The sequence below is a fragment of the Streptomyces sp. NPDC093591 genome (genome assembly GCF_044764885.1).
Lineage (GTDB): Bacteria > Actinomycetota > Actinomycetes > Streptomycetales > Streptomycetaceae > Streptomyces.
Genome location: NZ_JBIWIY010000003.1, coordinates 118,109 through 140,893, shown reverse-complemented (window position 1 = coordinate 140,893; position 22,785 = coordinate 118,109). Strand labels below are relative to the sequence as shown.

Annotated in this window: 24 protein-coding genes; 9 read left to right on the top strand and 15 right to left on the bottom strand. The window is 70.0% G+C overall.

Annotated features, from left to right (window positions below; all coding sequences use genetic code 11):
- Positions 1–31: 31 nt before the first annotated feature.
- A complete protein-coding gene (locus ACIREI_RS07245) occupies positions 32–1,297 on the top strand; it encodes a PTS transporter subunit EIIC (protein ID WP_403328330.1) in 1,266 nt (421 codons plus the stop codon).
- Positions 1,298–1,413: 116 nt separating this feature from the next.
- Here the strand turns inward: ACIREI_RS07245 and ACIREI_RS07240 are convergent, their stop codons facing one another.
- Entirely contained in the window at positions 1,414–2,166 is a 753-nt protein-coding gene (locus ACIREI_RS07240; protein ID WP_403328327.1) for an MBL fold metallo-hydrolase, read from the bottom strand.
- Positions 2,167–2,450: 284 nt separating this feature from the next.
- Between ACIREI_RS07240 and ACIREI_RS07235 the strand changes: the two genes are divergently transcribed.
- Both ACIREI_RS07235 and ACIREI_RS07230 read left to right on the top strand, forming a co-directional pair.
- Positions 2,451–2,732 carry a hypothetical protein gene (locus tag ACIREI_RS07235; protein ID WP_403328324.1) on the top strand — a complete coding sequence of 94 codons (282 nt, stop codon included), beginning with the start codon at positions 2,451–2,453 and terminating at the stop codon, positions 2,730–2,732.
- Between the two features lie 18 nt (positions 2,733–2,750).
- Positions 2,751–3,227: a type II toxin-antitoxin system PemK/MazF family toxin gene (locus ACIREI_RS07230; RefSeq protein ID WP_403328321.1), complete on the top strand. Its 477-nt coding sequence runs from the start codon at positions 2,751–2,753 to the stop codon at positions 3,225–3,227.
- Positions 3,228–3,253: 26 nt separating this feature from the next.
- On the opposite strand, the gene ACIREI_RS07225 is transcribed toward ACIREI_RS07230, so the two are convergent.
- From ACIREI_RS07225 to clpS, 7 genes are all read right to left on the bottom strand, one after another.
- Positions 3,254–4,204 carry a PLP-dependent cysteine synthase family protein gene (locus tag ACIREI_RS07225; protein WP_403328318.1) on the bottom strand — a complete coding sequence of 317 codons (951 nt, stop codon included), beginning with the start codon at positions 4,202–4,204 and terminating at the stop codon, positions 3,254–3,256.
- 7 nt (positions 4,205–4,211) lie between these two features.
- A complete protein-coding gene (locus tag ACIREI_RS07220; protein WP_302000373.1) occupies positions 4,212–4,490 on the bottom strand; it encodes a MoaD/ThiS family protein in 279 nt (92 codons plus the stop codon).
- Between the two features lie 114 nt (positions 4,491–4,604).
- Positions 4,605–4,700: a putative leader peptide gene (locus ACIREI_RS07215; protein WP_019759525.1), complete on the bottom strand. Its 96-nt coding sequence runs from the start codon at positions 4,698–4,700 to the stop codon at positions 4,605–4,607.
- An 86-nt stretch (positions 4,701–4,786) separates the two neighbouring features.
- Complete coding sequence (locus tag ACIREI_RS07210; protein WP_403328314.1) at positions 4,787–5,209, bottom strand: Mov34/MPN/PAD-1 family protein; 423 nt, start codon at positions 5,207–5,209, stop codon at positions 4,787–4,789.
- Between the two features lie 186 nt (positions 5,210–5,395).
- A complete protein-coding gene (locus ACIREI_RS07205) occupies positions 5,396–6,835 on the bottom strand; it encodes an amino acid permease (protein ID WP_403328311.1) in 1,440 nt (479 codons plus the stop codon).
- A gap of 339 nt (positions 6,836–7,174) precedes the next feature.
- Positions 7,175–7,783 (bottom strand): DUF2017 domain-containing protein, encoded by a 609-nt coding sequence (locus tag ACIREI_RS07200; protein WP_403328308.1) that lies wholly within the window; start codon positions 7,781–7,783, stop codon positions 7,175–7,177.
- A gap of 44 nt (positions 7,784–7,827) precedes the next feature.
- Complete coding sequence (clpS, locus tag ACIREI_RS07195) at positions 7,828–8,145, bottom strand: ATP-dependent Clp protease adapter ClpS (protein WP_024885384.1); 318 nt, start codon at positions 8,143–8,145, stop codon at positions 7,828–7,830.
- A gap of 109 nt (positions 8,146–8,254) precedes the next feature.
- On the opposite strand from clpS, the gene ACIREI_RS07190 reads away from it, so the two are divergent.
- Together ACIREI_RS07190 and ACIREI_RS07185 are read left to right on the top strand one after the other, a co-directional pair.
- Complete coding sequence (locus tag ACIREI_RS07190; protein WP_403328305.1) at positions 8,255–9,613, top strand: nicotinate phosphoribosyltransferase; 1,359 nt, start codon at positions 8,255–8,257, stop codon at positions 9,611–9,613.
- Positions 9,614–9,750: 137 nt separating this feature from the next.
- Complete coding sequence (locus ACIREI_RS07185) at positions 9,751–10,341, top strand: nicotinamidase (protein WP_403328303.1); 591 nt, start codon at positions 9,751–9,753, stop codon at positions 10,339–10,341.
- Between the two features lie 129 nt (positions 10,342–10,470).
- Here ACIREI_RS07185 and ACIREI_RS07180 read toward each other — a convergent pair whose 3' ends face one another.
- Together ACIREI_RS07180 and ACIREI_RS07175 are read right to left on the bottom strand one after the other, a co-directional pair.
- A complete protein-coding gene (locus ACIREI_RS07180) occupies positions 10,471–10,815 on the bottom strand; it encodes a hypothetical protein (RefSeq protein WP_403328300.1) in 345 nt (114 codons plus the stop codon).
- 121 nt (positions 10,816–10,936) lie between these two features.
- On the bottom strand, positions 10,937–13,285 hold the full coding sequence (locus tag ACIREI_RS07175) for an immune inhibitor A domain-containing protein (RefSeq protein ID WP_403328297.1): 2,349 nt from the start codon (positions 13,283–13,285) through the stop codon (positions 10,937–10,939).
- A gap of 390 nt (positions 13,286–13,675) precedes the next feature.
- Here ACIREI_RS07175 and ACIREI_RS07170 point away from each other — a divergent pair, with 390 nt between their 5' ends.
- Positions 13,676–13,930, top strand: a complete 255-nt coding sequence (locus ACIREI_RS07170; RefSeq protein WP_403328294.1) for a hypothetical protein — start codon at positions 13,676–13,678, stop codon at positions 13,928–13,930.
- Between the two features lie 6 nt (positions 13,931–13,936).
- Here ACIREI_RS07170 and ACIREI_RS07165 read toward each other — a convergent pair whose 3' ends face one another.
- Both ACIREI_RS07165 and ACIREI_RS07160 read right to left on the bottom strand, forming a co-directional pair.
- Positions 13,937–14,608, bottom strand: a complete 672-nt coding sequence (locus tag ACIREI_RS07165; RefSeq protein WP_403328291.1) for an RDD family protein — start codon at positions 14,606–14,608, stop codon at positions 13,937–13,939.
- A gap of 90 nt (positions 14,609–14,698) precedes the next feature.
- Positions 14,699–16,237 (bottom strand): RDD family protein, encoded by a 1,539-nt coding sequence (locus tag ACIREI_RS07160; protein ID WP_403328288.1) that lies wholly within the window; start codon positions 16,235–16,237, stop codon positions 14,699–14,701.
- 262 nt (positions 16,238–16,499) lie between these two features.
- Here ACIREI_RS07160 and ACIREI_RS07155 point away from each other — a divergent pair, with 262 nt between their 5' ends.
- A complete protein-coding gene (locus tag ACIREI_RS07155) occupies positions 16,500–16,913 on the top strand; it encodes an SsgA family sporulation/cell division regulator (protein ID WP_403328285.1) in 414 nt (137 codons plus the stop codon).
- Between the two features lie 23 nt (positions 16,914–16,936).
- Here the strand turns inward: ACIREI_RS07155 and ACIREI_RS07150 are convergent, their stop codons facing one another.
- Positions 16,937–18,343, bottom strand: coding sequence for an FAD-binding oxidoreductase (locus ACIREI_RS07150; protein ID WP_403328282.1), 1,407 nt, complete (start codon positions 18,341–18,343; stop codon positions 16,937–16,939).
- A gap of 103 nt (positions 18,344–18,446) precedes the next feature.
- Between ACIREI_RS07150 and ACIREI_RS07145 the strand changes: the two genes are divergently transcribed.
- Positions 18,447–19,952, top strand: coding sequence for a tetratricopeptide repeat protein (locus ACIREI_RS07145; protein WP_403328279.1), 1,506 nt, complete (start codon positions 18,447–18,449; stop codon positions 19,950–19,952).
- A 13-nt stretch (positions 19,953–19,965) separates the two neighbouring features.
- Here the strand turns inward: ACIREI_RS07145 and ACIREI_RS07140 are convergent, their stop codons facing one another.
- Both ACIREI_RS07140 and hppD read right to left on the bottom strand, forming a co-directional pair.
- On the bottom strand, positions 19,966–20,826 hold the full coding sequence (locus tag ACIREI_RS07140; RefSeq protein ID WP_403328276.1) for a Teichoic acid biosynthesis protein C (Precursor): 861 nt from the start codon (positions 20,824–20,826) through the stop codon (positions 19,966–19,968).
- A 145-nt stretch (positions 20,827–20,971) separates the two neighbouring features.
- Positions 20,972–22,117 carry a 4-hydroxyphenylpyruvate dioxygenase gene (gene hppD, locus ACIREI_RS07135; RefSeq protein WP_403328273.1) on the bottom strand — a complete coding sequence of 382 codons (1,146 nt, stop codon included), beginning with the start codon at positions 22,115–22,117 and terminating at the stop codon, positions 20,972–20,974.
- Positions 22,118–22,288: 171 nt separating this feature from the next.
- Between hppD and ACIREI_RS07130 the strand changes: the two genes are divergently transcribed.
- Entirely contained in the window at positions 22,289–22,768 is a 480-nt protein-coding gene (locus ACIREI_RS07130) for an Lrp/AsnC family transcriptional regulator (protein ID WP_403328270.1), read from the top strand.
- Positions 22,769–22,785 lie beyond the last annotated feature (17 nt).

Here is a 22,785-nt window from a genome sequence, read left to right as displayed (position 1 = left end):
CTACGGCCGGGCGGACCCCCAGGAGGAAGTTGTGACCACGGCCAGCGCCGCTCCCGCGGCCGACAAGAAAAAGGGCGCCGCTGTGATGGCTGTGATGCAGCGCATCGGCCGCAGCCTGATGCTGCCGGTGGCGGTCCTGCCCGCCGCCGCGCTCCTGGTCCGCCTCGGCAACAACGACATGCTGGGCCGTCCGGAGTTCCCCGGCTTCCTCACGAAGATCGCGGGCTTCATGGCGGCCGGCGGGAACGCCATCCTCGACAACATGGCGCTGCTGTTCGCCGTCGGCATCGCGATCGGCTTCGCGAAGAAGTCGGACGGCTCGACGGCGCTCGCGGCCGTCGTCGGCTACCTGGTCTTCAAGAACGTGCTCGGCACGTTCACCGACCCGAACCTGCCCCAGGTGGCGACGGCCGTCGACGGCAAGGTCGTGATGGTGGACGCACCGGTGGACGCCAAGGTCCTCGGCGGTGTGGTGATGGGCATCGTCGTGGCCCTCCTCTACCAGCGCTTCTACCGCACCAAGCTGCCGGACTGGGCGGGCTTCTTCGGCGGCCGCCGAATGGTCCCGATCCTCTCGGCCTTCGCGGGCCTGGTCATCGGCATAGTCTTCGGCTACGTCTGGCCGGTCCTGGGCACGGCTCTGCACAACTTCGGCGAGTGGCTGGTCGGCTCCGGGGCCGTCGGCGCCGGCATCTTCGGTGTCGCCAACCGTGCGCTGATCCCGATCGGCATGCACCACCTGCTGAACTCCTTCCCCTGGTTCCAGGCCGGCGAGTACAAGGGCAAGAGCGGCGACATCGCCCGGTTCCTGGCGGGCGACCCGACCGCCGGCCAGTTCATGACCGGCTTCTTCCCGATCATGATGTTCGCGCTGCCGGCCGCGTGCCTCGCGATCGTGCACTGCGCCCGGCCCGAGCGCCGCAAGGTCGTCGGCGGCATGATGTTCTCCCTCGCGCTGACCTCCTTCGTCACGGGTGTCACCGAGCCGATCGAGTTCACCTTCATGTTCATCGCCCCGGTGCTGTACGCGATCCACGCGGTGCTGACCGGTGTGTCGATGGCCCTGACCTGGTCGCTCGGCATGAAGGACGGCTTCGGGTTCTCGGCCGGCGCGGTCGACTTCGGCCTCAACCTGGGCATCGCGACCAACCCGTGGGGCCTGGCCCTGGTGGGCCTGTGCTTCGCCGCGGTCTACTACGTGGTCTTCCGGTTCGCGATCATCAAGTTCAACCTGCCGACCCCGGGCCGCGAGTCCGACGAGGAACTCGCCGAACTCCAGAAGGCGGAGGCGAAGTAGGCCCGACGGCCGTCGACAACGCAACGCGAAGGCCCCGGAACCTGAACAGGTTCCGGGGCCTTCGCGCGCCTGCGCACATACGGGCCTGAACCCCGTACGGGCTGTTTCCCGACCGGCTAGATCTCGTACGTCCGCCGCGGCACCGCCAGCTCCACCGGCCCGTCGTAAACCGCCCGCGCATCGGCCAGGTTGACCTCGGGGTCGGTCCACGGCGGGATGTGGGTCAGTACCAGGCGGCGGGCGTTCGCGCGGGACGCGGTCTGGCCTGCCTCGCGGCCGTTGAGGTGGAGGTCGGGGATGTCTTCCTTGCCGTGCGTGAAGGCGGCCTCGCACAGGAACAGGTCGGCGTCGCGGGCGAGTTCGTCCAGGGCCGTGCTGATGCCCGTGTCGCCGGAGTACGTCAGGGTCTTCCCGCCGTGCTCGATCCGGATGCCGTACGCCTCCACCGGGTGGGCCACGCGTTCCGTGTGCACGAGGAACGGGCCGATCTCGAAGGTGGACGGCTTGACCGTGTGGAAGTCGAAGACCTCGCTCATGGACGAGGCGGTGGGGGTGTCGGCGTAGGCCGTGGTGAGGCGGTGTTCGGTGCCTTCGGGGCCGTAGACCGGGATCGGCGCGCAGCGGCCGCCGTCGTGCCGGTAGTAGCGCGCGACGAAGTACGCGCACATGTCGATGCAGTGGTCGGCGTGCAGATGGCTGAGGAAGATCGCGTCGAGGTCGTAGAGACCGCAGTGGCGCTGCAACTCGCCAAGGGCGCCGTTGCCCATGTCGAGGAGCAGCCGGAAGCCGTCGGCCTCGACGAGGTAGCTCGAGCAGGCCGATTCCGCGGACGGGAACGACCCCGAGCAGCCGACGACGGTGAGCTTCATGAAACAGAAACCTCCGCTGGCGGAAAAAGAGAAGATCGAGGGATGGGGCGTCGGGGGTCGTGCGGTTTGTCGAGCGTAAGGCGCAAAACCTCCGGTCGCTCCTCCGCCAAGGGCTGTTGTGGGCGAACTCACCTGTGGTGTCACCGGTTCGGCTGCCGACGCTGTCCAGTTGTTCGAGGCCGGCCCCCGGGTGGCGCAGAGACGGTCATCTACGGTCGCTGCCCCCCATATACGGACGTAGCGTCGGAAAGACGTGTTGCCGAAGTGAACCAAGGGGTCCGGACATGAGTGTTTTGGTCGTCAACCAGGGTGCCGAGTGGACCCAAGAGCTCTACCAGGCCACCTTCGACCGGGCGATCCCGGATCGCGCGAATCCACCCGCCGGGCTGATCGCGCACTTCGGGGCACCTGCCGAGGGAGGCGGGTGGCAGGTCATCGACGTGTGGGAGTCGGAGGAACACTTCCGGCGCTTCCTGCAGGAGTCGGTGATTCCGGCCGCGCAGGCCATCGGCGCGCCGCCGTTCGACAGCCAGGTGGTGGAGCTGTACAACTCGCTGATCCCGTAGGGCGGTACCGTCGTCTTCATGGACACGTCCTGGTGGCTGGCGCTCGCGGCGGTGGTACTGCTCGCGCTCGTCGCCGCGCTCGTGGACGGGTGGGGGCGGGGGCGGCGTCCCGAGAAGCGGCGGACGCGTCCGCCGGGGCGCTCGGACCGGCGCACTCCGGCTCGTCCGCGGGGGCGCGGTGCCGTTCGTCCGGCGCCCGCGGAGATCTGGTGGGCGAACGTGCCGTACGAGGACGGGCCGGGAGCGAAGGACCGGCCGTGCCTGGTGCTCGCGGTGCGCGGGCAGCGGGTCACGGTCGCGAAGATCACCAGCAAGTACCGCGACGAGCGGGGCGGAGTGATCCCGCTGCCGCCGGGCTCCGTCGGGGACACCCGGGGGCGGGCGAGCTATCTGGAGACGGGCGAGCTGCGGGACGTACCGGTCGGGGACTTCCGGCGGCGGGTGGGGGTGATGGACCCGGTCGTGTGGGACCAGGTCCGTCACCTGGCGACCTAGGGGCTGTCCGGCGGACAGCCCCTAGGTCAGGCCCAGAGCTGACCCTGCAGGGTCTCGATGGCGGCCTCCGTCGTGGCGGCCGTGTAGACGCCGGTCGAGAGGTACTTCCAGCCGCCGTCGGCCACGACGAACACGATGTCCGCGCTCTCGCCGGCCTTCACGGCCTTGTTCCCGACCCCGATCGCGGCGTGCAGCGCGGCGCCGGTGGAGATGCCCGCGAAGATGCCCTCCTGCTGGAGGAGTTCGCGGGTGCGGGTGACCGCGTCGGCCGAGCCGACCGAGAAGCGGGTGGTCAGGACGGAGGCGTCGTACAGCTCGGGTACGAAGCCCTCGTCGAGGTTGCGCAGGCCGTAGACGAGGTCGTCGTAGCGCGGTTCGGCGGCGACGATCTTGACGTCCGGCTTGTGTTCGCGCAGGTAGCGGCCGACGCCCATGAGGGTGCCGGTGGTGCCGAGGCCGGCGACGAAGTGGGTGACGGAGGGGAGGTCGGCGAGGATCTCCGGGCCGGTCGTGGCGTAGTGCGCACCGGCGTTGTCCGGATTGCCGTACTGGTAGAGCATCACCCAGTCGGGGTGCTCGGCCGACAGTTCCTTGGCGACCCGTACGGCGGTGTTGGAGCCGCCCGCGGCGGGGCTGGAGATGATCTCCGCGCCCCACATGGCGAGCAGGTCACGGCGCTCCTGCGAGGTGTTCTCGGGCATCACGCAGACGATGCGGTAGCCCTTGAGCTTCGCCGCCATGGCCAGCGAGATCCCGGTGTTGCCGCTGGTCGGCTCCAGGATGGTGCAGCCCGGGGTGAGGCGGCCGTCCTTCTCCGCCTGCTCGATCATGTGCAGGGCCGGGCGGTCCTTGACCGAGCCGGTGGGGTTGCGGTCCTCCAGCTTGGCCCAGATACGGACGTCGGCGGACGGCGACAACCGCGGCAGGCACACCAGAGGGGTGTTGCCGACCGCGGCGAGCGGGGAGTCGTAGCGCATACCGGTCTCAGGCCATGCCGCCGGCGACGGCCGGCAGGATCGTCACGGTGTCGCCGTCGGACAGCTTGGTGTTGATGCCGTCGACGAAGCGGACGTCCTCGTCGTTCAGGTAGACGTTGACGAAGCGGCGCAGCTGGCCGTCGTCCACGATGCGGGCCTGGATGCCCGTGTGCCGGGTCTCGAGGTCGGTGAACAGCTCGGCGAGGGTGTCACCGCTGCCCTCCACCGCCTTCTGACCGTCGGTGTACTGGCGGAGGATGGTCGGGATGCGGACCTCGATGGCCATGGCTCAGGGCTCCTGTCGGGAGTAGTCAGTCGGGGGCGCGCGGCAGCGCAAGTACAGCAGGTGGTGCGTGTGGGCAGCGCCGCGGCTCACGGCCGTACGGCGGCAGGGGCAGCGTCAACAGATGGCGCTGGCGAGCCTGCACAGGTCGACGTGCAGCCGCGCCACGAGCAGCATGCCCGGCGTCTTCTCGCTCACGTCATGGGAAACCATGGGCTCATCGTATCGATTCCCGGTCGGCCACCCGGAGTGTGATCTCGCATGGTGGACCGATTCTGGCCAAATAGCGGGACGCCGTATCAGTAGGCCGCTACGACCTCGACGTCCTCCTCCGTCACCTCACCGTCCACGATCCGGAACGAGCGGAACTGGAACTCGCCGAGGCCGTCGGTGTCGGCCGTGGAGACCAGGACGTAGTGCGCGCCGGGCTCGTTCGCGTAGGAGATGTCGGTGCGCGAGGGGTAGGCCTCGGTCGCGGTGTGGGAGTGGTAGATGACCACCGGCTCCTCGTCGCGGTCGTCCATCTCGCGGTAGAGCTTGAACAGATCGCCCGAGTCGAACTCGTAGAACGTGGGCGACATGGCCGCGTTCAGCATCGGGATGAAGCGCTCCGGGCGGTCCGAGCCCGCCGGGCCCGCCACGACGCCGCACGCCTCGTCGGGGTGGTCCTTGCGCGCATGGGCGACGATCTGGTCGACGAGGGCCTGGGTGATGGTCAGCATGCTCGTCAGGATAAGCAGAGGGCCGTCCCATACCGAAGGGTGGTACGGGACGGCCCACATGCCGGACGTCCTGAGCGGCAGCCGCCGGGGGCGCCACGAGTGCTCCCGGCGACTGGACGTCCTCGACCGTGAATACGGCGGCCGGAATACGGCGGACTCAGCCCGCCCTTCTCCGATACGGCGGACTCAGCCGACCTTCTCGAACTCCGGCTCCTCGCCGCCGCGCTCGGCGATCTGCGGGTTGCGGCTCTTGAGGACCGCCCAGCCGACGCCCAGCGCGACGGCCCAGCCGGCCGCGACGTACAGGCAGACCCGCGCGTCCTTGTCGTACGCGATCATGCAGGTCACGCCGACGAGGAAGAGGAGCGCGACCCAGCTGAAGACCGCCCCGCCGGGAGCGGGGAAGGACGAGGCGCGCAGGCGGCCGGCGTCGACCGCGGCGCGGTAGCGGATGTGGCTGACGAGGATCATCATCCAGGTCCAGATGCCGGCCGCGGTGGCGACGGAGGTGACGTACTGGAACGCCTTCTCCGGCACGACGTAGTTCAGGACGACGCCGATGCCCATGAGCGCCACGGAGACCGCGATGCCGACGGCGGGCGTCTTGCGGGCGGTGAGCTTGCCGAACGCCTGGGGGGCCTCGCTGTTGGCGGCGAGGTCGCGCAGCATCCGGCCGGTCGAGTACATGCCCGAGTTGCAGGACGACAGGGCCGCGGTGAGCACCACGAAGTTGACGATGCCCGCGGCGAGCGGGATGCCGATCTTGCCGAAGGCGTGGACGAAGGGGCTCTCGCCCGCGGAGAACTCGGTCCACTTGACGACGGAGAGGATCACGAGGAGGGCGCCGACGTAGAAGACGATGATGCGCCAGGGCAGGGTGTTGATGGCCTTGGGCAGGGTCTTCTCGGGGTTCTCGGACTCGCCCGCGGTGACGCCGACGAGCTCGACAGCGAGGTAGGCGAACATGACGCCCTGGAGGGTCATCAGGCTGGAGCCGATGCCGTTCGGGAAGATGCCGCCGTGCGACCAGAGGTTGGAGACGGTGGCGGTGTCACCGGCGTCGGAGAAGCCGAGGGTGAGCACGCCGAGGCCGATGACGATCATGCCGATGATGGCCGTGACCTTGATCATCGAGAACCAGAACTCGACCTCGCCGAAGATCTTGACGGAGATCAGGTTGACGCCGAAGAGCACCACCAGGAACACCAGGGCGCTGACCCACTGCGGGATCTCCGGGAACCAGAAGTGGATGTAGATCGCGGCGGCCGTGAGCTCGGCCATGCCGGTGACCACCCACATGAGCCAGTACGTCCAGCCCGTGACGAACCCGAAGAACGGGCCGAGGAACTCGCGGGCGTACTCGGCGAAGGAGCCGGAGACGGGCCGGTAGAGGAGCAGTTCGCCCAGGGCCCGCATGATGAAGAAGATGACGACGCCCGCGAGGGCGTACATGAGGATGATGCTGGGGCCGGCCTTCGCGATGTTCGCTCCGGCACCCATGAAGAGGCCGACGCCGATGGCGCCGCCGATCGCGATCATCTGGACCTGACGGCTGCCGAGCCCGCGCTCGTACCCCTCCTCGGGGGCGCCCGCGGCCTTCGCGTCAGTGACCTTCGAAGAGGTCATGTGTAGTGCGCCTTTCTCCATGCCGACCCGGGCCTTCGTCGGCCGCGGAATCGGGTCTCGATCCCCCCGGATTGCTGGAGCGTGCCCGGCCGACGATCCGTCGGCCATGTGGCGCACCCGGCCGAACATTCGGGTGGTGTTCGCCGGGCGTCGTGAAGATTTATCACGGCCGTAACAGTGATCAGGCACAGGCCATGTGGCGCATCACACAGGAAGAACCGGACAAAATAATCGCCGCCCCCCAGAGCGGGCGGCGGCGGTGACGGGATCGTTATCCGGATTTGAGCGTCCGCTGAGCGAACACAAAATCGTCACATACGACTACAAGAACGTCGCGATCTACGGCATGAGCGTGTCGACCAGCGTCTCCTGGAGACCGCCCAGCCACAGATAGGCCATCACCATCGGCTTGCGCGGGTCCTCGTCCGGGAGCCGGTAGAGCAGGTCGGTGTCGTCCTCGGCGGTGATCTCCAGACGGGAGCCGATGGCCAGGCGCAGGTCGTTGAGGGCGCCGAGCCACTGCTGGGACCCCTCGGGGGAGAGCTTGAGCACCGCACCGCCCTCACCGGCGGAGGCGGAGCTGAGCTCGTCCAGGGAGCGGACCACCGCGAGCGCGTTGTCCCGCTTGCCGGCGCGCAGGTCGTTCTCGGTGTACCGGCGGAACTCCGAGGAGTACGCCCGCTGCTCCTCGGTCTCCATGGGGCCTGGGGTCGCCTCCGGGTCGCTGTAGGCGTCCGGGAAGAGCCGCTTGAGGACCGGGTCGGCGGGCGGTTCGCTCGGGCCCTCGGCGAACAGCTCCGCGAGCGGGTCGTCGGAGGCGCCTTCGGCGGGGCCGGGGCCGATGAGTTCCAGGAGCTGGACGGCCAGCGACCGGATGATGGAGATCTCGACGTCATCGAGGGCGACGGCCGCGCCGCCGCCGGGGAGCGGTTCGAAGGTTCCTGGCATGGAGGCGATTCGCTACTTCCGGTCCTGCGGGCGTGGACGAGCGGTCACTTGCGGTCGTGCTGGAGGGTGGCCCACAGGCCGTAGCCGTGCATGGCCTGCACATCGCGTTCCATCTCCTCGCGCGTACCGCTGGAGACGACCGCCCGGCCCTTGTGGTGGACATCGAGCATGAGCTTGGTGGCCTTGTCCTTGCTGTAGCCGAAGTACGACTGGAAGACGTAGGTCACATAGCTCATGAGGTTGACCGGGTCGTTGTGGACGATCGTGACCCAGGGGACGTCCGGCTCGGGGACGGCGAAGACCTCCTCCGCCGACTCGGTTCGTTCGATCTCTAGGGGAGCGGGTGACGTCACAGAGCCCATGCTGCCACCCGAGGGGGGTGGTCGCACAAACGGGCTGCGCAAGCGCGCCCGTTGTGACCTCCACCCCACAAATCGTCAGACTGACGAAATGGGGGTACTATCCATTGCCATGGACACAGCGGACCTTGGGCTGCCGGTAGACGTTCCCTCGACGGCGCTCTTCACGGATCAGTACGAGTTCACGATGCTGCAGGCCGCCTTGAAGGCGGGCACCGCCGAGCGGCGGAGCGTGTTCGAGGTCTTCACCCGGCGGCTGCCCGAGGGGCGGCGCTACGGCGTCGTGGCCGGCACCGGCCGCGTGCTGGACGCCGTCGAGAACTTCCGCTTCGACGCCGACGTCCTCGGCTTCCTGCGCGAGCGGAAGATAGTCGACGAGGAGACCCTGGCGTGGCTCGCGGACTACCGCTTCTCCGGCGACATCTGGGGTTACCCCGAGGGCGAGGTCTACTTCCCGGGCTCGCCGATCATGCGGGTGGAGGGCACCTTCGCCGAGTGCGTGCTGCTGGAGACGGTGATCCTGTCCATCCTCAACCACGACTCCGCGATCGCCGCGGCCGCCTCCCGCATGGCGTCGGCCGCCGGGGAGCGCCCGATCATCGAGATGGGCGCCCGGCGCACGCACGAGCTGGCCGCCGTCGCCGCCTCCCGCGCCGCGTACGTCGGCGGCTTCACCTCCACCTCCGACCTGGCCGCCGGCTTCCGCTACGGCATCCCCACCGTCGGCACCAGCGCCCACGCCTTCACCCTGCTGCACGACCGCGAGCGGGACGCCTTCCAGGCCCAGGTGAACTCCATGGGCCGCGGCACCACGCTGCTCGTGGACACCTACGACGTCGCCGAGGCGGTCCGTACGGCCGTGGAGGTCGCCGGGCCCGAGCTGGGCGCCGTCCGCATCGACTCGGGCGACCTGCTGCTGGTCGCGCACCGGGTCCGGCAGCAGCTGGACGAGCTGGGCGCGACGGACACGAAGATCATCGTGACCTCCGACCTGGACGAGTACGCCATCGCCTCGCTGGCGGCGGCGCCGGTGGACGCGTACGGCGTCGGTACCCAGCTGGTGACCGGGTCCGGGCATCCGACCTGCTCGATGGTCTACAAGCTGGTCGCCCGCGCCGAGTCGGCCGACCCCGGGGCCCCGCTGATCCCCGTCGCGAAGAAGTCCAGCGGCGGCAAGACCTCCATCGGCGGGCGCAAGTGGGCCGCGCGGCGCCTCGACGAGTACGGCGTCGCGGAGGCCGAGGTCGTCGGCACGGGACAGGTGCCCGACGGGCTCGCCGACCGGCAGCTGCTGGTCGAGCTGGTCAAGGGCGGTGACGTGGTGGCCCGTGAGCCGCTGGACGCCGTACGGGACCGGCACACGGCCGCTCGCGCCAATCTGCCGCTGTCCGCGACCCAGCTCTCGCGCGGGGAAGCCGTCATTCCGACGGAGTATGTCAATGGGCGCGCGGGGAGCCGTACGGGGGCGTGAAGTGAGCGCGCCCGGCATGCTCACTCCGTGCCCCCTCCCGCGCGGCACCCGAAGTCTCTAGGCTCGGAAGTTCACGGCCGGGCCAGCACCGATTTCACCGTCCCGACCCCAGCGTCCATAACCGAAGGACACCGACCATGCGCCGCGCCTTGATCGTCGTAGATGTGCAGAACGACTTCTGCGAGGGAGGCAGCCTCGCGGTGCCCGGCGGTGCCGACGTGGCCGCCGCCGTCACCGAGCTGATCGGGCAGGCGGGCGGTTCCGGCTACCAGCACGTCGTGGCCACCCGCGACCACCACATCGCACCCGGCGGCCACTTCTCCACGAACCCCGACTTCGCGCACTCCTGGCCCGCGCACTGCGTCGCCGGCACCGAGGGCGTCGGCTTCCACCCGAACTTCGCGCCGGCCGTCGCCTCCGGCGCGGTCGACGCCGTGTTCGACAAGGGGGCGTACGCGGCGGCTTACAGCGGGTTCGAGGGGGCCGACGAGAACGGCGTGAGGCTGGCGGACTGGCTGCGGGCCAGGGAGGTCTCGGAGGTGGACGTGGTGGGGATCGCCACGGACCACTGCGTGCGCGCCACCGCTCTGGATGCCGCGCGGGAGGGGTTCCGTACGCACGTCCTGCTCGACCTCACCGCCGGGGTGGCCTCCGAGAGCACAGAACGGGCGCTGGAGGAGATGCGGGAGGCGGGGGTCGAGCTGTCCGGGAAGCCAGTGGTCGCGTAGCGCTCCGCGTGGGTCGCCGGGCGCTCTGCGGGGGTGCCGCGATTGGTTGTCGGGCGACTGCAGCGCCGTTGTGGCCGGTCGCGCCCGCGCGGCGGCGGGGCCGCATATCGATGCAGCCCCGCGCCCCTTTCAGGGCGTTGCCGCCGGCCGCCTCAAGAGGGCTCTGATCGGATGCCACAGCTCCTGCGCCAGCTCCGGTCCCGCCACGACACCGTTGTCAGGTGCCGTGCGCCATATCAGGCCGTCCGGGTGGTGCAGGACGGCGGTGATCTCGTCCGGCGTGGGCGGGGCGGCGTTGCCCCGCAGGTAGACGGCCCGCATGCCCAGGTTGCGGAGCCTGGTCAGGGCTCGGGCGCGGTTGTGGGCGTGGACGAGGACACGGACGCAGCCCGTGCCGTCGGCGGTGGGTCTGGGCAGGTTCAGAGCCACCACCACGCTGCCGGTCGGCAGCTTGCAGAAACCTCCTGCGGCCATGCGGTCACACCCCCGTGCGAGTCGGTGTCAATAAGGGAAGCACAGGGTGCACCTAAACACGATCGGCGGCAACCCGCCAGGGGGCTACCGCCGATCATGCTCTGACCTGCGAAGATGACGTTTACTTCACCGCAGCGCCGACCTCGACCGTGATCGTGGAGCCATCCTTGGCCTCCTGGATGATCTTGATCTTGGTGTTGGTGTCAGTGATCTTGACGCCCGCGGTCGGGGTCGCCGCGTCGTAGTACGTGTTGGTGTGGTCGTTGAAGACCGGCACCCCCGCCCGCGACGGGATCTTCGTCGCGGCGTCCGCGTTGTGCAGCGTCATGCCGTCCGTGCGGAACCGGCTGAACGGCGAGTCGTAGGACTGGATGCGGTTGCGCATCAGCGTGCCGTCCGCCCACTTCAGCGCGGTCGGGTGGGAGTCGACCGGCAGGACCAGGCCGACACCGGGGTGCTGGCTGGTGTTGTTGTCCGCCTGGGAGGTGTCCCACTTCCAGATCAACAGGCCGTTCTGGTACGCGTAGTGCTCCACCCAGTCCGGACGGGTCGACGAGAAGCCGAAGTTGTACGGGCCCGTCTTCAGGGTCTTGTCGTACGACACGTACTGGCGGTTCTCGGCGATGTAGTACTGCGCGTAGTCGTCCGTGATGGACCCGCCGATGCGCTTGAAGCCCTTCGTCGCCCAAGCGGCGTCCGCGCTCTCGGCGTTGTCGGAGAACAGGGCCGCGCCGTCGGCGGTCACGGTGATCCGGTCGGCCGCGAAGCCCTTCTGGGCCACGCCGCCGTCGGTCTGGTAGCGGAAGCGCAGGTCGATCTTCTTGCCGGCGTAGGCGTCGAGCGGGAAGACCAGCTTCTTGTAGGCGTCCACGGTGCCGGTGAGGGCGGGCTTGCCGCTGGCGTCCTTCGGGAGGGCCGCACCGTCGACCGTGCCGTCGACCGCGGTCCAGTTGGCGCCGCCGTCGGTGGAGACCTCGGTGTAGAGGTAGTCGTACTCGGCCTCGATGTCGTACCAGCCGTCGAGGGTCAGCGAGGCCGCCGACTTGCCCGTGAGGTCCACGGAACGGGTCAGCGTGTTGGCGAGGTTGTCGCCGCTGCCGCTCCACCACTGGTTCGCGCCCTGCGCCGGGGCGACGATCTCGGTGGTGACCTTCTTCTTGGGCAGCTCGACCACGAGGGCCTGCTTGTGCCGGGTGTTGTACTCGGCGACGCCCAGCTTGTGCTCGGACACCGTCGCGGCCTTGGCCCGGTCGTAGTTCAGCCAGCCCAGCTGGAGCTTGTCCCAGGCGGTCATGTCGCCGGGCAGGTCACCGATCTCGCCCTTGCCCGTGCCGAGCCAGGAACCGGAGGACATCAGCGTCCAGAAGCCGGTGGAGTTCTCGCCGCCGGAGGTGTCGTAGTGGTCCGGCAGACCGAGGTCGTGGCCGTACTCGTGGGCGAAGACGCCCAGGCCGCCGTTCTCCGGCTGGACGGTGTAGTCGCCGACCCAGATGCCGGTGGAGCCGATCTGCGCGCCGCCCAGCTTGTTGCCGGCGGGGCCGGTGGCACCCGCGTCGGTGCCGAACGCGTACCAGCGGTGGGCCCAGATCGCGTCGGTGCCCTGCGCGCCGCCGCCCGCGGACTCGTCCTCACCGGCGTGCACGATCTGGAAGTGGTCGATGTAGCCGTCGGCCTCGTTGAAGTTGCCGTCGCCGTCGAAGTCGTAGCGGTCCCACTGGTCGAACTCCGCGACGTCCGCCTTGATCTCGGCGTCGGTCCGGCCAGCTGCCTTCTGCTGGTCGACCCACGCGTTCAGGCCGTCGCTGACGACGTTCCAGACGCTGGAGCAGTTGGTCTGGCCGCAGGCGTTGTTGCCGTAACGGGCCTCGTTGTAGGGGACCTTGACCCAGTCGGACACCTCGCCCTCGACCGAGTAGCGGCCCGAGGACTGCTTCTCGTAGTACTTCTTCATCGACTCGGTGTTCTTGCCGGTGCCGAAGTAGAGGTCCTGGTAGTGCTTCTGGTTGTAGTCCGCCTGCCAGGCCGTCGAGTTGTCCTTGGCGCGGTCGGGCTCGGCTATCTGGTTGTGGGCCGGACCGGGCGTGCCGCCGAACTCGCTGATCTTGTCGCCGAACTCGACCAGGATCGTGAATATCTTGTCGGTCTTCTCGCGGCCCAGCTCGACGTACTTGCTGTCGCCCTTCTTGCTCTTGAGCTCGACGACCTGCGAGCCGGCGCGCTCCTTCACCTTGGCCTTGCCGGATATGACCTGGTTCAGGGCTTCTTCGCGCTGCGCCTCCTGGGTCTTGCTCAGGGGGCCTTCCAGGTCGTGGTCGACGTGAGTGTGCTCCGCCGGGTCGTGCCGCTCCACGGATGCCGCCGAGGTGTCTTCGCCGGCCTGCGCCACCGCGTAGGTCGAGCCCGTCGCCGCGGCCGCCGCGAGCGCGACGGCGGTTGCCGCCGCTCTGAACGTCCAGGGTCTACTGGTCACTTGCTTCCTCCCCCGCGTCCGGGCACGCGGAAGGAGGGTCCCGGTCATGGAGGGTCCGCGCGCGCCTGATCAACGCGTGTAGTCAAGTGACGACATTTGACTAGAGGTTAAGGAGAAAAGACAGACCTTGACTTGGACAGGTCAATTGCACTATGCGGAGTCGATGTTCGTTTAACGGACAACGATCTTTCGCCAACGGGCGCGTTCCCCTGTCCACTTGATGGACGGCATGACTCCGTGCGCCCCCTGTGCACCGGCACTGTTGGTTAGGTCACGCTTACGGTTTGTTCCGCTCGGGCATGCACGCGGTTAGAGTCGGATGGCGGAACGCCCGGATGTCGGCGGAAAGCCAGGCCGAGACCCCCGTGCACCCCTGATTCCGAGGACACGATGATCATGCCTCGTCCGACTGCCGCACAGCTCTCCTACGGCTCGTGCACCGTGATCTTCTCGACGCTCGCCATGCTGCTGCTGTCGCAGACGAGTTCGGGTGTGGGGATCGCGGTCATCGCCGTCTCGGCGCTCCTGCTCGGGCTGCTGGTCGCCATGACGGTGCCCATGCCGAAGAAGCCCCGCGTGGTGGCGGTGCGCAAGCCCGCCGCGGAACGGGAGCAGGCCGAGGAACCGGTGCTGACGCAGTCCTGACCCGCCTCAGGTGTTGGTGCTGACCACCACCGTCTTCGCCGCCTTGTCGTGCAGGCCCTGCTTGTAGGGCCGGTCGAAGAAGCTCCAGCCGCCGCAGAGCGCGGTCCAGATGCAGGCGCAGCAGAAGGCGAACGGGATCCACAGCACCGCCGCCCGGATCAGCGCGGTCTGCACCAGCGGTGTGGCGCCGTTGTCCAGGTTGGCCACCCGCATGTTCAGCAGCTTCTTGCCGAGCGTCTGCCCCGTCCTGACGGTCATGAAGGTGTCGTAGCCGATGAAGAGCAGGGCGGCGACCACCGACTGCACGAGGGACTTGCCGTACTCGACGTCGTCGGCGTCCACGTCGTACTCGGTGACGCCGAATCCCCACGTGAGCAGCCAGACCACGACGCCCACCAGGATCATGTCGATGATGCGGGCCAGCGTGCGCTTGCCGCTGTCGGCGAGCGGCGGCATCCCGGCGAGCGGGTCGGTGGGGTAACCACCGCCGCCGTACGGATCCCCGCCGTAGGGGCCACCACCGTACGGGCCGCCGCCGGAGGGGGGCGGCGGCTGGCCGCCGTACGGGGGCTGCCCGCCGTACGGCGAACCCGAGCCCTCGGACGGCGGGGGCTGCTTCCTGAACGGGTCGTCTTCCGGGGGGTGCTGACCGGAGCCGGGAGGCGGTTCACTGCTCATGGCCCGAGTCGACCGCGAACCTCCCGGCTTCGCATCCGGCGCGGGGCCGTCCGGAGTACGTAAATCCTCTCGGCCGTTTGCCGTATGCGGTCAGCCCGCGACGAACGTACGCGCCGCCTTGTCGTGCCAGCACTGGTGCCACGGCCGGTCGAACAAGCACCACAGCACGCCGACGACGCCGATGCCGAGCAGGCCGGGGATGCTGTAGACGAGCCAGCGGCGCAGCGCGGGACCGAAGGTCGGGGGCTCGTGGGCCTCGATGTCCCGGACCTCCAGACCGAGCACCTTCTTGCCCAGCGTGCGGCCCCACTTGACGGTGGGCAGGACCTCGTAGACGACGCCGAACAGGAGCAGGACGGCCAGGATGATGCCGAGATACGTCGATGTCGTGCCGTCCAGCAGCCAGACGGTGACCGTCTCGCCGGAGAGCTTGGCCGCGTCGATCTTGTCGTTGACGTGGTCGATCGCCTGGGTGCCGAGCGGTACGGCGGCCACCGCGGTGACGGCGGCCAGGACGACGGTGTCCAGCAGCCGCGCGGCCAGCCGCTTGCCGAGGCCGGCGGGGCGGGCGGCGGCCTGGCGCCTGGCGGCCGCCTGGAAGATGTCCTCGACCGGGGGCTTCCAGGGGGCGACCGGCTGGTCGTCGTCGGCCGGGCCCGCGAGCCGGTGCACCTGCTGCGCCCAGGACGACTGGCCGCCGCCGGCACCGGAGCTCATGGGCGGGGCGGACGCCGCGGCCGCGGACTGGGGGCCGGCCTGCTGGGGAACGCTCGGGGCGGCCTGCTGCGGGCCGGACAGGGCCGTGGGGGCGGCGCCGGGTGCCTGGGCGGCAGCCGCGGCCGGAGCGCCCGCCTGGGCCTGTCCCTGGGCCCCCGCGGCGCGGTCGGCGGCGGCCTTCCCGGCGCCGAAGCCGGGCCCCTGTGGGGCGCCGGGCGCCGAGGGGTGGTGGGCGTCCGGATGTGCGGCGCCCGGGCCGGCGGACGCGCCCGTGCTCCCGGCCTGCGCCCCGGCCGCCCCGCCCTGCTGTCCCGTGCGCGGGGACAGCGCGCGGATGGCCATGGTGCCGTCGACGGGCGCGGAACCGGTGGGGTTCGGGATACGCGGAGTGGCCTGCCCCGAGGCGCCGGAGGACTGCGCTCCCCCGGACTCCGCCACGGGCCGGCGGATCATGAACGTGTCACCGGAGGCGACGCCCCCGGCGCCCGCGTCCGGCTCGCCGTCCGCCGCGCCCGGGTCCCTGGGGTCGGCGCCCTGCTGGGCGCCCCAGGAGACGCGGCGGTCCTGCTCGCCGCCGAAGCCGGACTGGTGGGCGGAGTCGGCGCCCCAGGCGGACGCCGGCTCGGGGCGGCCGCCGTGCCGGCCGTCGGCCTGCGGGGGCTCCTGGACCGGGTCCTCGTCGAAGAAGTGCGGGCCCGTCTCCTCGACCGGGGCGGGCGCGGCCGAGGTGGGCCGGTCCGGGTTCGCGCCCGGTGGCGGGCTGAGCGATTCGCCGTCCGTCGGGGCCGGACGGCTGGTGCCCGGTACCCAGGAGGCACCGTTCCAGTACCGGACATATCCAGGAATGGACGGGTCCGGGTAATACCCTTCGCGGGGCCTGTCGTCACCGGGGGCCGGGGTTGGGGCGCTCATGTCCGTCGTCCGGTATCTGCTCGAGGGTCTATTGGGGGGCTCCACATCTATCAGACCGGCGCAACAAGCACCGCCAGTCCCGTAGGACCCACTCCTTTCCGGGCAACCTCGTACACGTACTTCACACGTACGGAACCGGCCCGGGAACAGGCCGGAAAAAAGTTCCGTGAACCCGCGTAATGATCCGGCCCTCTCCTCGCTCTCCACTCGTACGGGCCCGCCCACAGGACCCGCACGCGTCACGAGAGAGGACACCCAGGCCATGCATCACACCGTCGTAGAGCGCGAACTGGAGCTCAGGCTCATCCTGTCGCCCGAGCGCAGCATCCCCGTGCCGGCCCGGCTGAGCTACCACAGCGACGATCCGTACGCCGTCCACGTCACCTTCCACATCAACTCCGAGCAGCCCGTGTACTGGACGTTCTCCCGCGATCTGCTGGTCGAGGGGGTGTTCCGGCCGTGCGGGCACGGGGATGTACGGGTGTGGCCGACGAAGGTCGAAGGACGCAGCATCGTGCTCATGGGACTGAGCTCGCCCGACGGGGACGCCCTGCTGGAGGCGCCGGCCGCGCAGGTGTCGGCCTGGCTGGAGCGGACGCTCAGGGTGGTGCCGCCGGGGACCGAGGGCGAGCAGCTGGGGATCGACGACGCGCTCGACCAGTTGCTCGCCCGGTGAGCCGTACGGGCAACAAGGCCGGATCAGAACAGTTTGCCCGGGTTAAGGATGCCGAGCGGGTCGAAGACCTGTTTGATCCCCCGCTGCATCTCCACCCCCACCGGGCCGATCTCGCGCGCCAGCCACTCCTTCTTCAGCACGCCCACGCCGTGCTCGCCGGTGATCGTGCCGCCGAGTTCCAGGCCGAGGGCCATGATCTCGTCGAAGGACTCGCGGGCGCGCCGGGACTCGTCGGGGTCGGCCGCGTCGAAGCACACGGTCGGGTGCGTGTTGCCGTCGCCGGCGTGCGCGACGACCCCGATGGTCAGCTGGTGTTTCTCGGCGATCCGCTCGACGCCCTCGATGAGGTCGCCGAGCCGGGACCGGGGCACGCACACGTCGTCGATCATCGTCACGCCCCGCACCGCTTCGAGCGCGGTGAGGGACAACCGCCGCGCCTGGAGGAGGAGTTCGGACTCGGCCGCGTCGTCCGCCGGGACCACCTGGGTGGCGCCGGCCGCCTCGCACAGCGCGCCGACGGCGGCGAGGTCGGGGCCGGGGTCCGGGGTGTCGAAGGCGGCCAGGAGGAGTGCCTCGGTCGTCTCCGGCAGTCCCATGTTCGCGATGTCGTTGACCGCTTTGACCGTCGTACGGTCCATCAGTTCCAGCAGTGACGGGACATGCCCGCCGGCCATGATCCTGCACACCGCGTCGCAGGCGGCGGCCGCGGACGCGAACTCGGCGGCGAGGACCAGTTGCTGCGGCGGCTGCGGCTTGAGCGCCAGGACGGCCCGTACGACGATGCCGAGCGAGCCCTCGGAGCCGACGAAGAGGCGGGTCAGGTCGTATCCCGCGACGCCCTTGGCCGTACGGCGGCCCGTGGACATCAGCCGTCCGTCGGCCAGCACCACCTCCAGCCCGAGGACGTACTCCGCCGTCACCCCGTACTTCACACAGCACAGGCCGCCCGAAGCGGTGCCGATGTTGCCGCCGATCGTGCACATCTCCCAGCTGGAGGGGTCCGGCGGGTAGTACAGGCCGTGTTCGCCCACCGCGCGGGAGAGGGCGGCGTTGATGACGCCGGGCTCGACGACCGCGATCCGGTCGACCGGGTTGATCTCCAGGATGCGGTCCATCTTGGTCAGGGACAGCACGATGCAGCCGTCGGAGGCGTTGGCCCCGCCCGACAGGCCCGTGCGAGCACCCTGCGGGACGACCGGGACGCGCAGCTCGGTGGCGGTGCGCATGACGTGCTGGACCTCTTCGACGGTGCGCGGCAGCACGACCACGGCGGGGGCGCCGGCCGGGCAGAAGCTGGCCATGTCGTTGGCGTAGGAGGCCGTGATGTCGGGGTCGGTCAGGACGGCCTCGGCGGGCAGCCCCGCGAGCAGCCGCTCGGTGAGGTCACCGCGGGTCTGGTCGGGCGCGGCTTCGGTACGGCTCATGATCACAGCGTGACACCCGGGGCCATCGGTGTGAACCCCGCATGCGGCAGCCGCCGCCGGACGGGTGTGGTCGTCGTATTGACGCAAGGTTTCACGCACAGTGATCGCCATGGAGAACAGCGCCCCGGAGAACGACGCCGCGGAGAACAGCGTCACGGAGAACGCCGCCTCGACGGACGAGAACGACGCCGCCGGGAAGGACCGGCCCACGCCGGACCGCCCGCGCATCCGGCGACGGGTGCTGATCGCCGCGGTGGCGGGATGTGTCGTGCTCGGCGGCGTGCTGACGCTGCTGCCGTGGGGGACGACCGGCACGCGGGAGGCCGCACCACCGGCACCGGGGGCGCAGGCGCTCACCGCGGTCACCACGGGCGTGCCGGCCGCGCTGCCCGATCTGGCGGTGCTGATCGAGGAGCGCGAGGCCCGCGTGCGGACGCATCCCAAGGACGCGAAGTCGTGGGCGGTGCTGGGCTCGGCGTATGTGGAGCAGGGGCGGCGGACCGCGGAGCCGGTGAACTACCCGAAGGCCGAGAAGGCGCTGCGTACGTCGCTGAGGCTGCGGGCGAGGAACGCCGCGGCGCTGGACGGCATGGCGGCGCTGGCGAACGCGCGGCGGGACTTCCGGGCGGCGCTGACGTGGGGCGAGGCGGCGCTCCAGGTGGACCGCAAGCGGTGGACGACGTATCCGCAGCTGATCGACGCGTACACGGGGCTGGGCGAGTACAAGGCGGCCAAGCGGACCCTGGACCGGCTGCTGAAGCTGCGCTCGGGGCCGGCGGTGCAGGCGCGGGCGGCGGCCGTCTACCGGGACCGGGGCAACCGTGAGGACGCCGCGGCGGCCCTGTCCGACGCGGCGGCGGCCGCCGAGGCACCGGCCGAGCGGGCGGCGTATCTCGAACGCGCCGGTCAACTCGCCTGGGAGCGCGGCGACTTGGAGGTGGCGCTGCGGCACTTCCAGGAGGCGGTGCGCCTCGACCCCGACCAGCGGGCCGCGCTCGCCGGGCAGGGGCGGACGCTGGCGGCGCTGGGCCGCACGACGGAGGCGCTGAACGCCTACCGGGTGGCGCTCGCCAAGCAGCCGCGTCCCGAGTACGCGCTGGAACTGGGCGAGTTGTACGAGTCGCTGGGGCTGGGGCAGGCGGCGGGGGTGCAGTACGACCTGCTGCGGGAGCGGGCGGCGCGGGCCGCGGCCGGCGGGGTGGACGAGGAACTGGTGCTGGGCCTCTTCGAGGCGGACCACGGCGACGCCTCGTCCGCCGTACGGCGGCTGCGGACCGAGTGGCGCCGCCAGCCCGGTATCGCGGTGGCCGACGCGCTGGGGTGGGCGCTGCACCGGGCCGGGAAGCACAAGCAGGCGCTGAAGTTCGCCAGGATCGCCACCGACGAGGCGCATGGGGGCGGGGTGCGCAGTGCGCTGTACGCCTATCACCGGGGGATGATCGAGCGGGAACTGGGGCTGGCGGGGCCCGCGCGGCGGCATCTGCAGGAGGCGCTGCGGATCAACCCGCATTTCTCGCCGACGCGGGTGCCCCTGGCCGAGGCCGCGTTGGAGGAGCTGGGCGAGCCGTCGGTGCAGGACGTGCCGGAGATGGACGCCAAGCCACGAAAGGGCTGAGCGTCCGGCTCTCTCAGGTCGCGCGCGGCTTGTAGTAGATCGAGAACCTGCGCTTCCCCTCCGGCCCCGACGCGAGCCCCAGACACAGCCGTGCCGCGGAGCCGTGGCGGACGGCGAGGCCCTCCGGTTCGCGGTGTTCGAGGGAGTGACCGGCCTCGGTGCGCTGCCGGTCGAGCAGCTTGCCGGTGCGGATGTCGAGGCAGGAGATGTGGGCGTTGCCGCGCTTGGCCGGCGGGTTGGTCTTGGCGTCGTAGGCGGTGCCGGCCAGTTGGTAGAGGTGATCCCCGTCCAGGGCGTACCCCTGGAAGGGGATCCGGGGGTCGGGGTGCGCGCCGGTCTGGGGGAAGTCGGCGACCGGGTCGGCGTAGTCGCGGGCGACGAAGGCGTCCAGGTCCCAGACGCGGTAGCGGGGCTGGTCGCCGACGCGGTGGCGTACGGCGATGCGCCGCGAGGCCATGCAGACCGAGGGCTGGTTGTGGGTGGAGCCGGGGATCGGGTGGCGGACCTTGACGTCCTTCCCGGTGCGGACGGCGCCGTCGAAGAAGCGGAACCGGGTGACGCCCCGGCCGTAGCCGCCCTTGGCGTCGGCCTCGGTCCAGATCCAGACCGTGCCGTCGGCGGCGTTCTGCACTCCCAGGCTGACGCCGTGCCCGAAGCCCTGGAGGTACATGTGGCCCAAGCGCTTTCCGGTGAGGTCGAGCTTGTTCAGGCACAGGTGGCCGGCGACGCCGCCGCCCCGCCGCAGCTGGAGGACGTACAGGTGCCGGTTCACCTCGTCGAAGGCGAAGGACTGCAGGATCGTGGCTTCCCGCAGCGTCGCCTTCTTCCACAGCCAGCGCTCGGACGGTGCGGACAGGTCGAATGGGTCGGCCACTGTTCTCTCCCGGCTCGTGGGGGCGCCCCCGTGGCGCCCGCACGTCTGGAGAGGCCCGACCGGGCACATGTGGTTGCGCTTTCTACGAATTCACAGGTTTCGCAGAAGGCTCAGAAGCCCCAGAAGCATCAGAGGCCTCGGTGCCTCACAGGTTCCCGCGCTTGGCCTGCTCCCGCTCGATCGCCTCGAACAGCGCCTTGAAGTTGCCCTTGCCGAAGCCCATCGAGCCGTGCCGTTCGATGATCTCGAAGAAGACGGTCGGACGGTCCTGGACCGGCTTGGTGAAGATCTGCAGCAGATAGCCGTCCTCGTCGCGGTCGGCGAGGATCTTCAGCTCGCGCAGGGTCTCGACGGGGACGCGGGTGTCGCCGACCCACTCGCCGAGGGTGTCGTAGTACGAGTCGGGGGTGTCGAGGAACTGGACGCCGGCCGCGCGCATGGTGCGGACCGTCTGCACGATGTCGTTGGTGTTCAGCGCGATGTGCTGGACGCCCGCGCCGCCGTAGAACTCCAGGTACTCGTCGATCTGGGACTTCTTCTTGGCGATGGCGGGCTCGTTGATCGGGAACTTGACCTTGAGCGTGCCGTCGGCCACGACCTTCGACATCAGGGCGCTGTACTCGGTCGCGATGTCGTCGCCCACGAACTCCTTCATGTTCGTGAAGCCCATGACCTTGTTGTAGAAGCCGACCCATTCGTTCATCCGGCCGAGCTCCACGTTGCCCACGCAGTGGTCGATGGCCTGGAAGGTGCGCTGGGCGGGCGGTTCGACCATCGGCGCGGCGGCGACGAAGCCGGGCAGGTACGGGCCCTCGTAGCCGGTGCGCTGGACGAGGGTGTGGCGGGTCTCGCCGTACGTGGCGATGGCGGCCAGGACGACCGTGCCGTGCTCGTCCTTCAGCTCGTACGGCTCGGTCACCGAGCGGGCGCCGTGTTCGAGGGCGTAGGCGTACGCGGCGCGCGCGTCCGGGACCTCGATGGCGAGGTCGACGACCCCGTCGCCGTGCTCGGCCACGTGCTGGGCGAGGAAGTGGCCCCAGGTGGTGGCGGGCTTGATGACGGAGGTGAGGACGAAACGGGCGGAGCCGTTCTCCAGCACGTAGCTCGCGGTCTCGCGGCTGCCGTTCTCCGGTCCGGAGTAGGCGACCAGCCGCATGCCGAAGGCCGTCGAGTAGTAGTGCGCCGCCTGCTTGGCGTTGCCCACGGCGAAGACGACCGCGTCCATTCCCTTGACCGGGAAGGGGTCGGCCTGCCGGGCGGTGTCGGGAGTGTGGTGTGTGGTCTGCGTCATAGGCGCAGCCTCACTCCGGTACGGCAAGGTGCGCAATAGTTTGGTTTCTCGCTGGGCAATCTGCTCAGTGCCGGACCCGGTTCGGCGGGCTTTCTGTACAGGATGACCATCCCGAGTGGCGAGGGTCGCAGAGGGAGTCGTAGAGGGACTCGCAGAAGGAGGCGGACGGTCGTGGCGATCGATCTTCTGGACGGGCGGATCATCGTGCTGCTGGCGCGGGAGCCGCGGATCGGGGTGCTGGAGATGTCCCGGCGGCTGGGGGTGGCCCGCGGGACCGTGCAGGCCCGGCTCGACCGGCTTCAGTCGAACGGAGTCATCCGCGGCTTCGGGCCCGAGGTGGATCCGGCCGCGCTCGGGTATCCGGTCACCGCCTTCGCCACGCTGCAGATCAGACAGGGCCAAGGGGCTGACGTACGGGCGCACTTGGCGACGGTGCCGGAGGTGCTGGAGCTGCACACGACCACCGGGAGCGGGGACATGATGTGCCGCCTCGTGGCGCGCTCCAACGCCGATCTCCAGCGTGTGATCGACCGGGTTGTCGGTTTCGATGGGATCGTCCGGGCCTCCACCGCGATCGTGATGGAGAACCCCGTTCCGCTGCGGGTCATCCCGCTGGTGGAGCAGGCGGCCCAGGACCGGGAGAGCAGCTAGCCACGACCTGGCGGGGT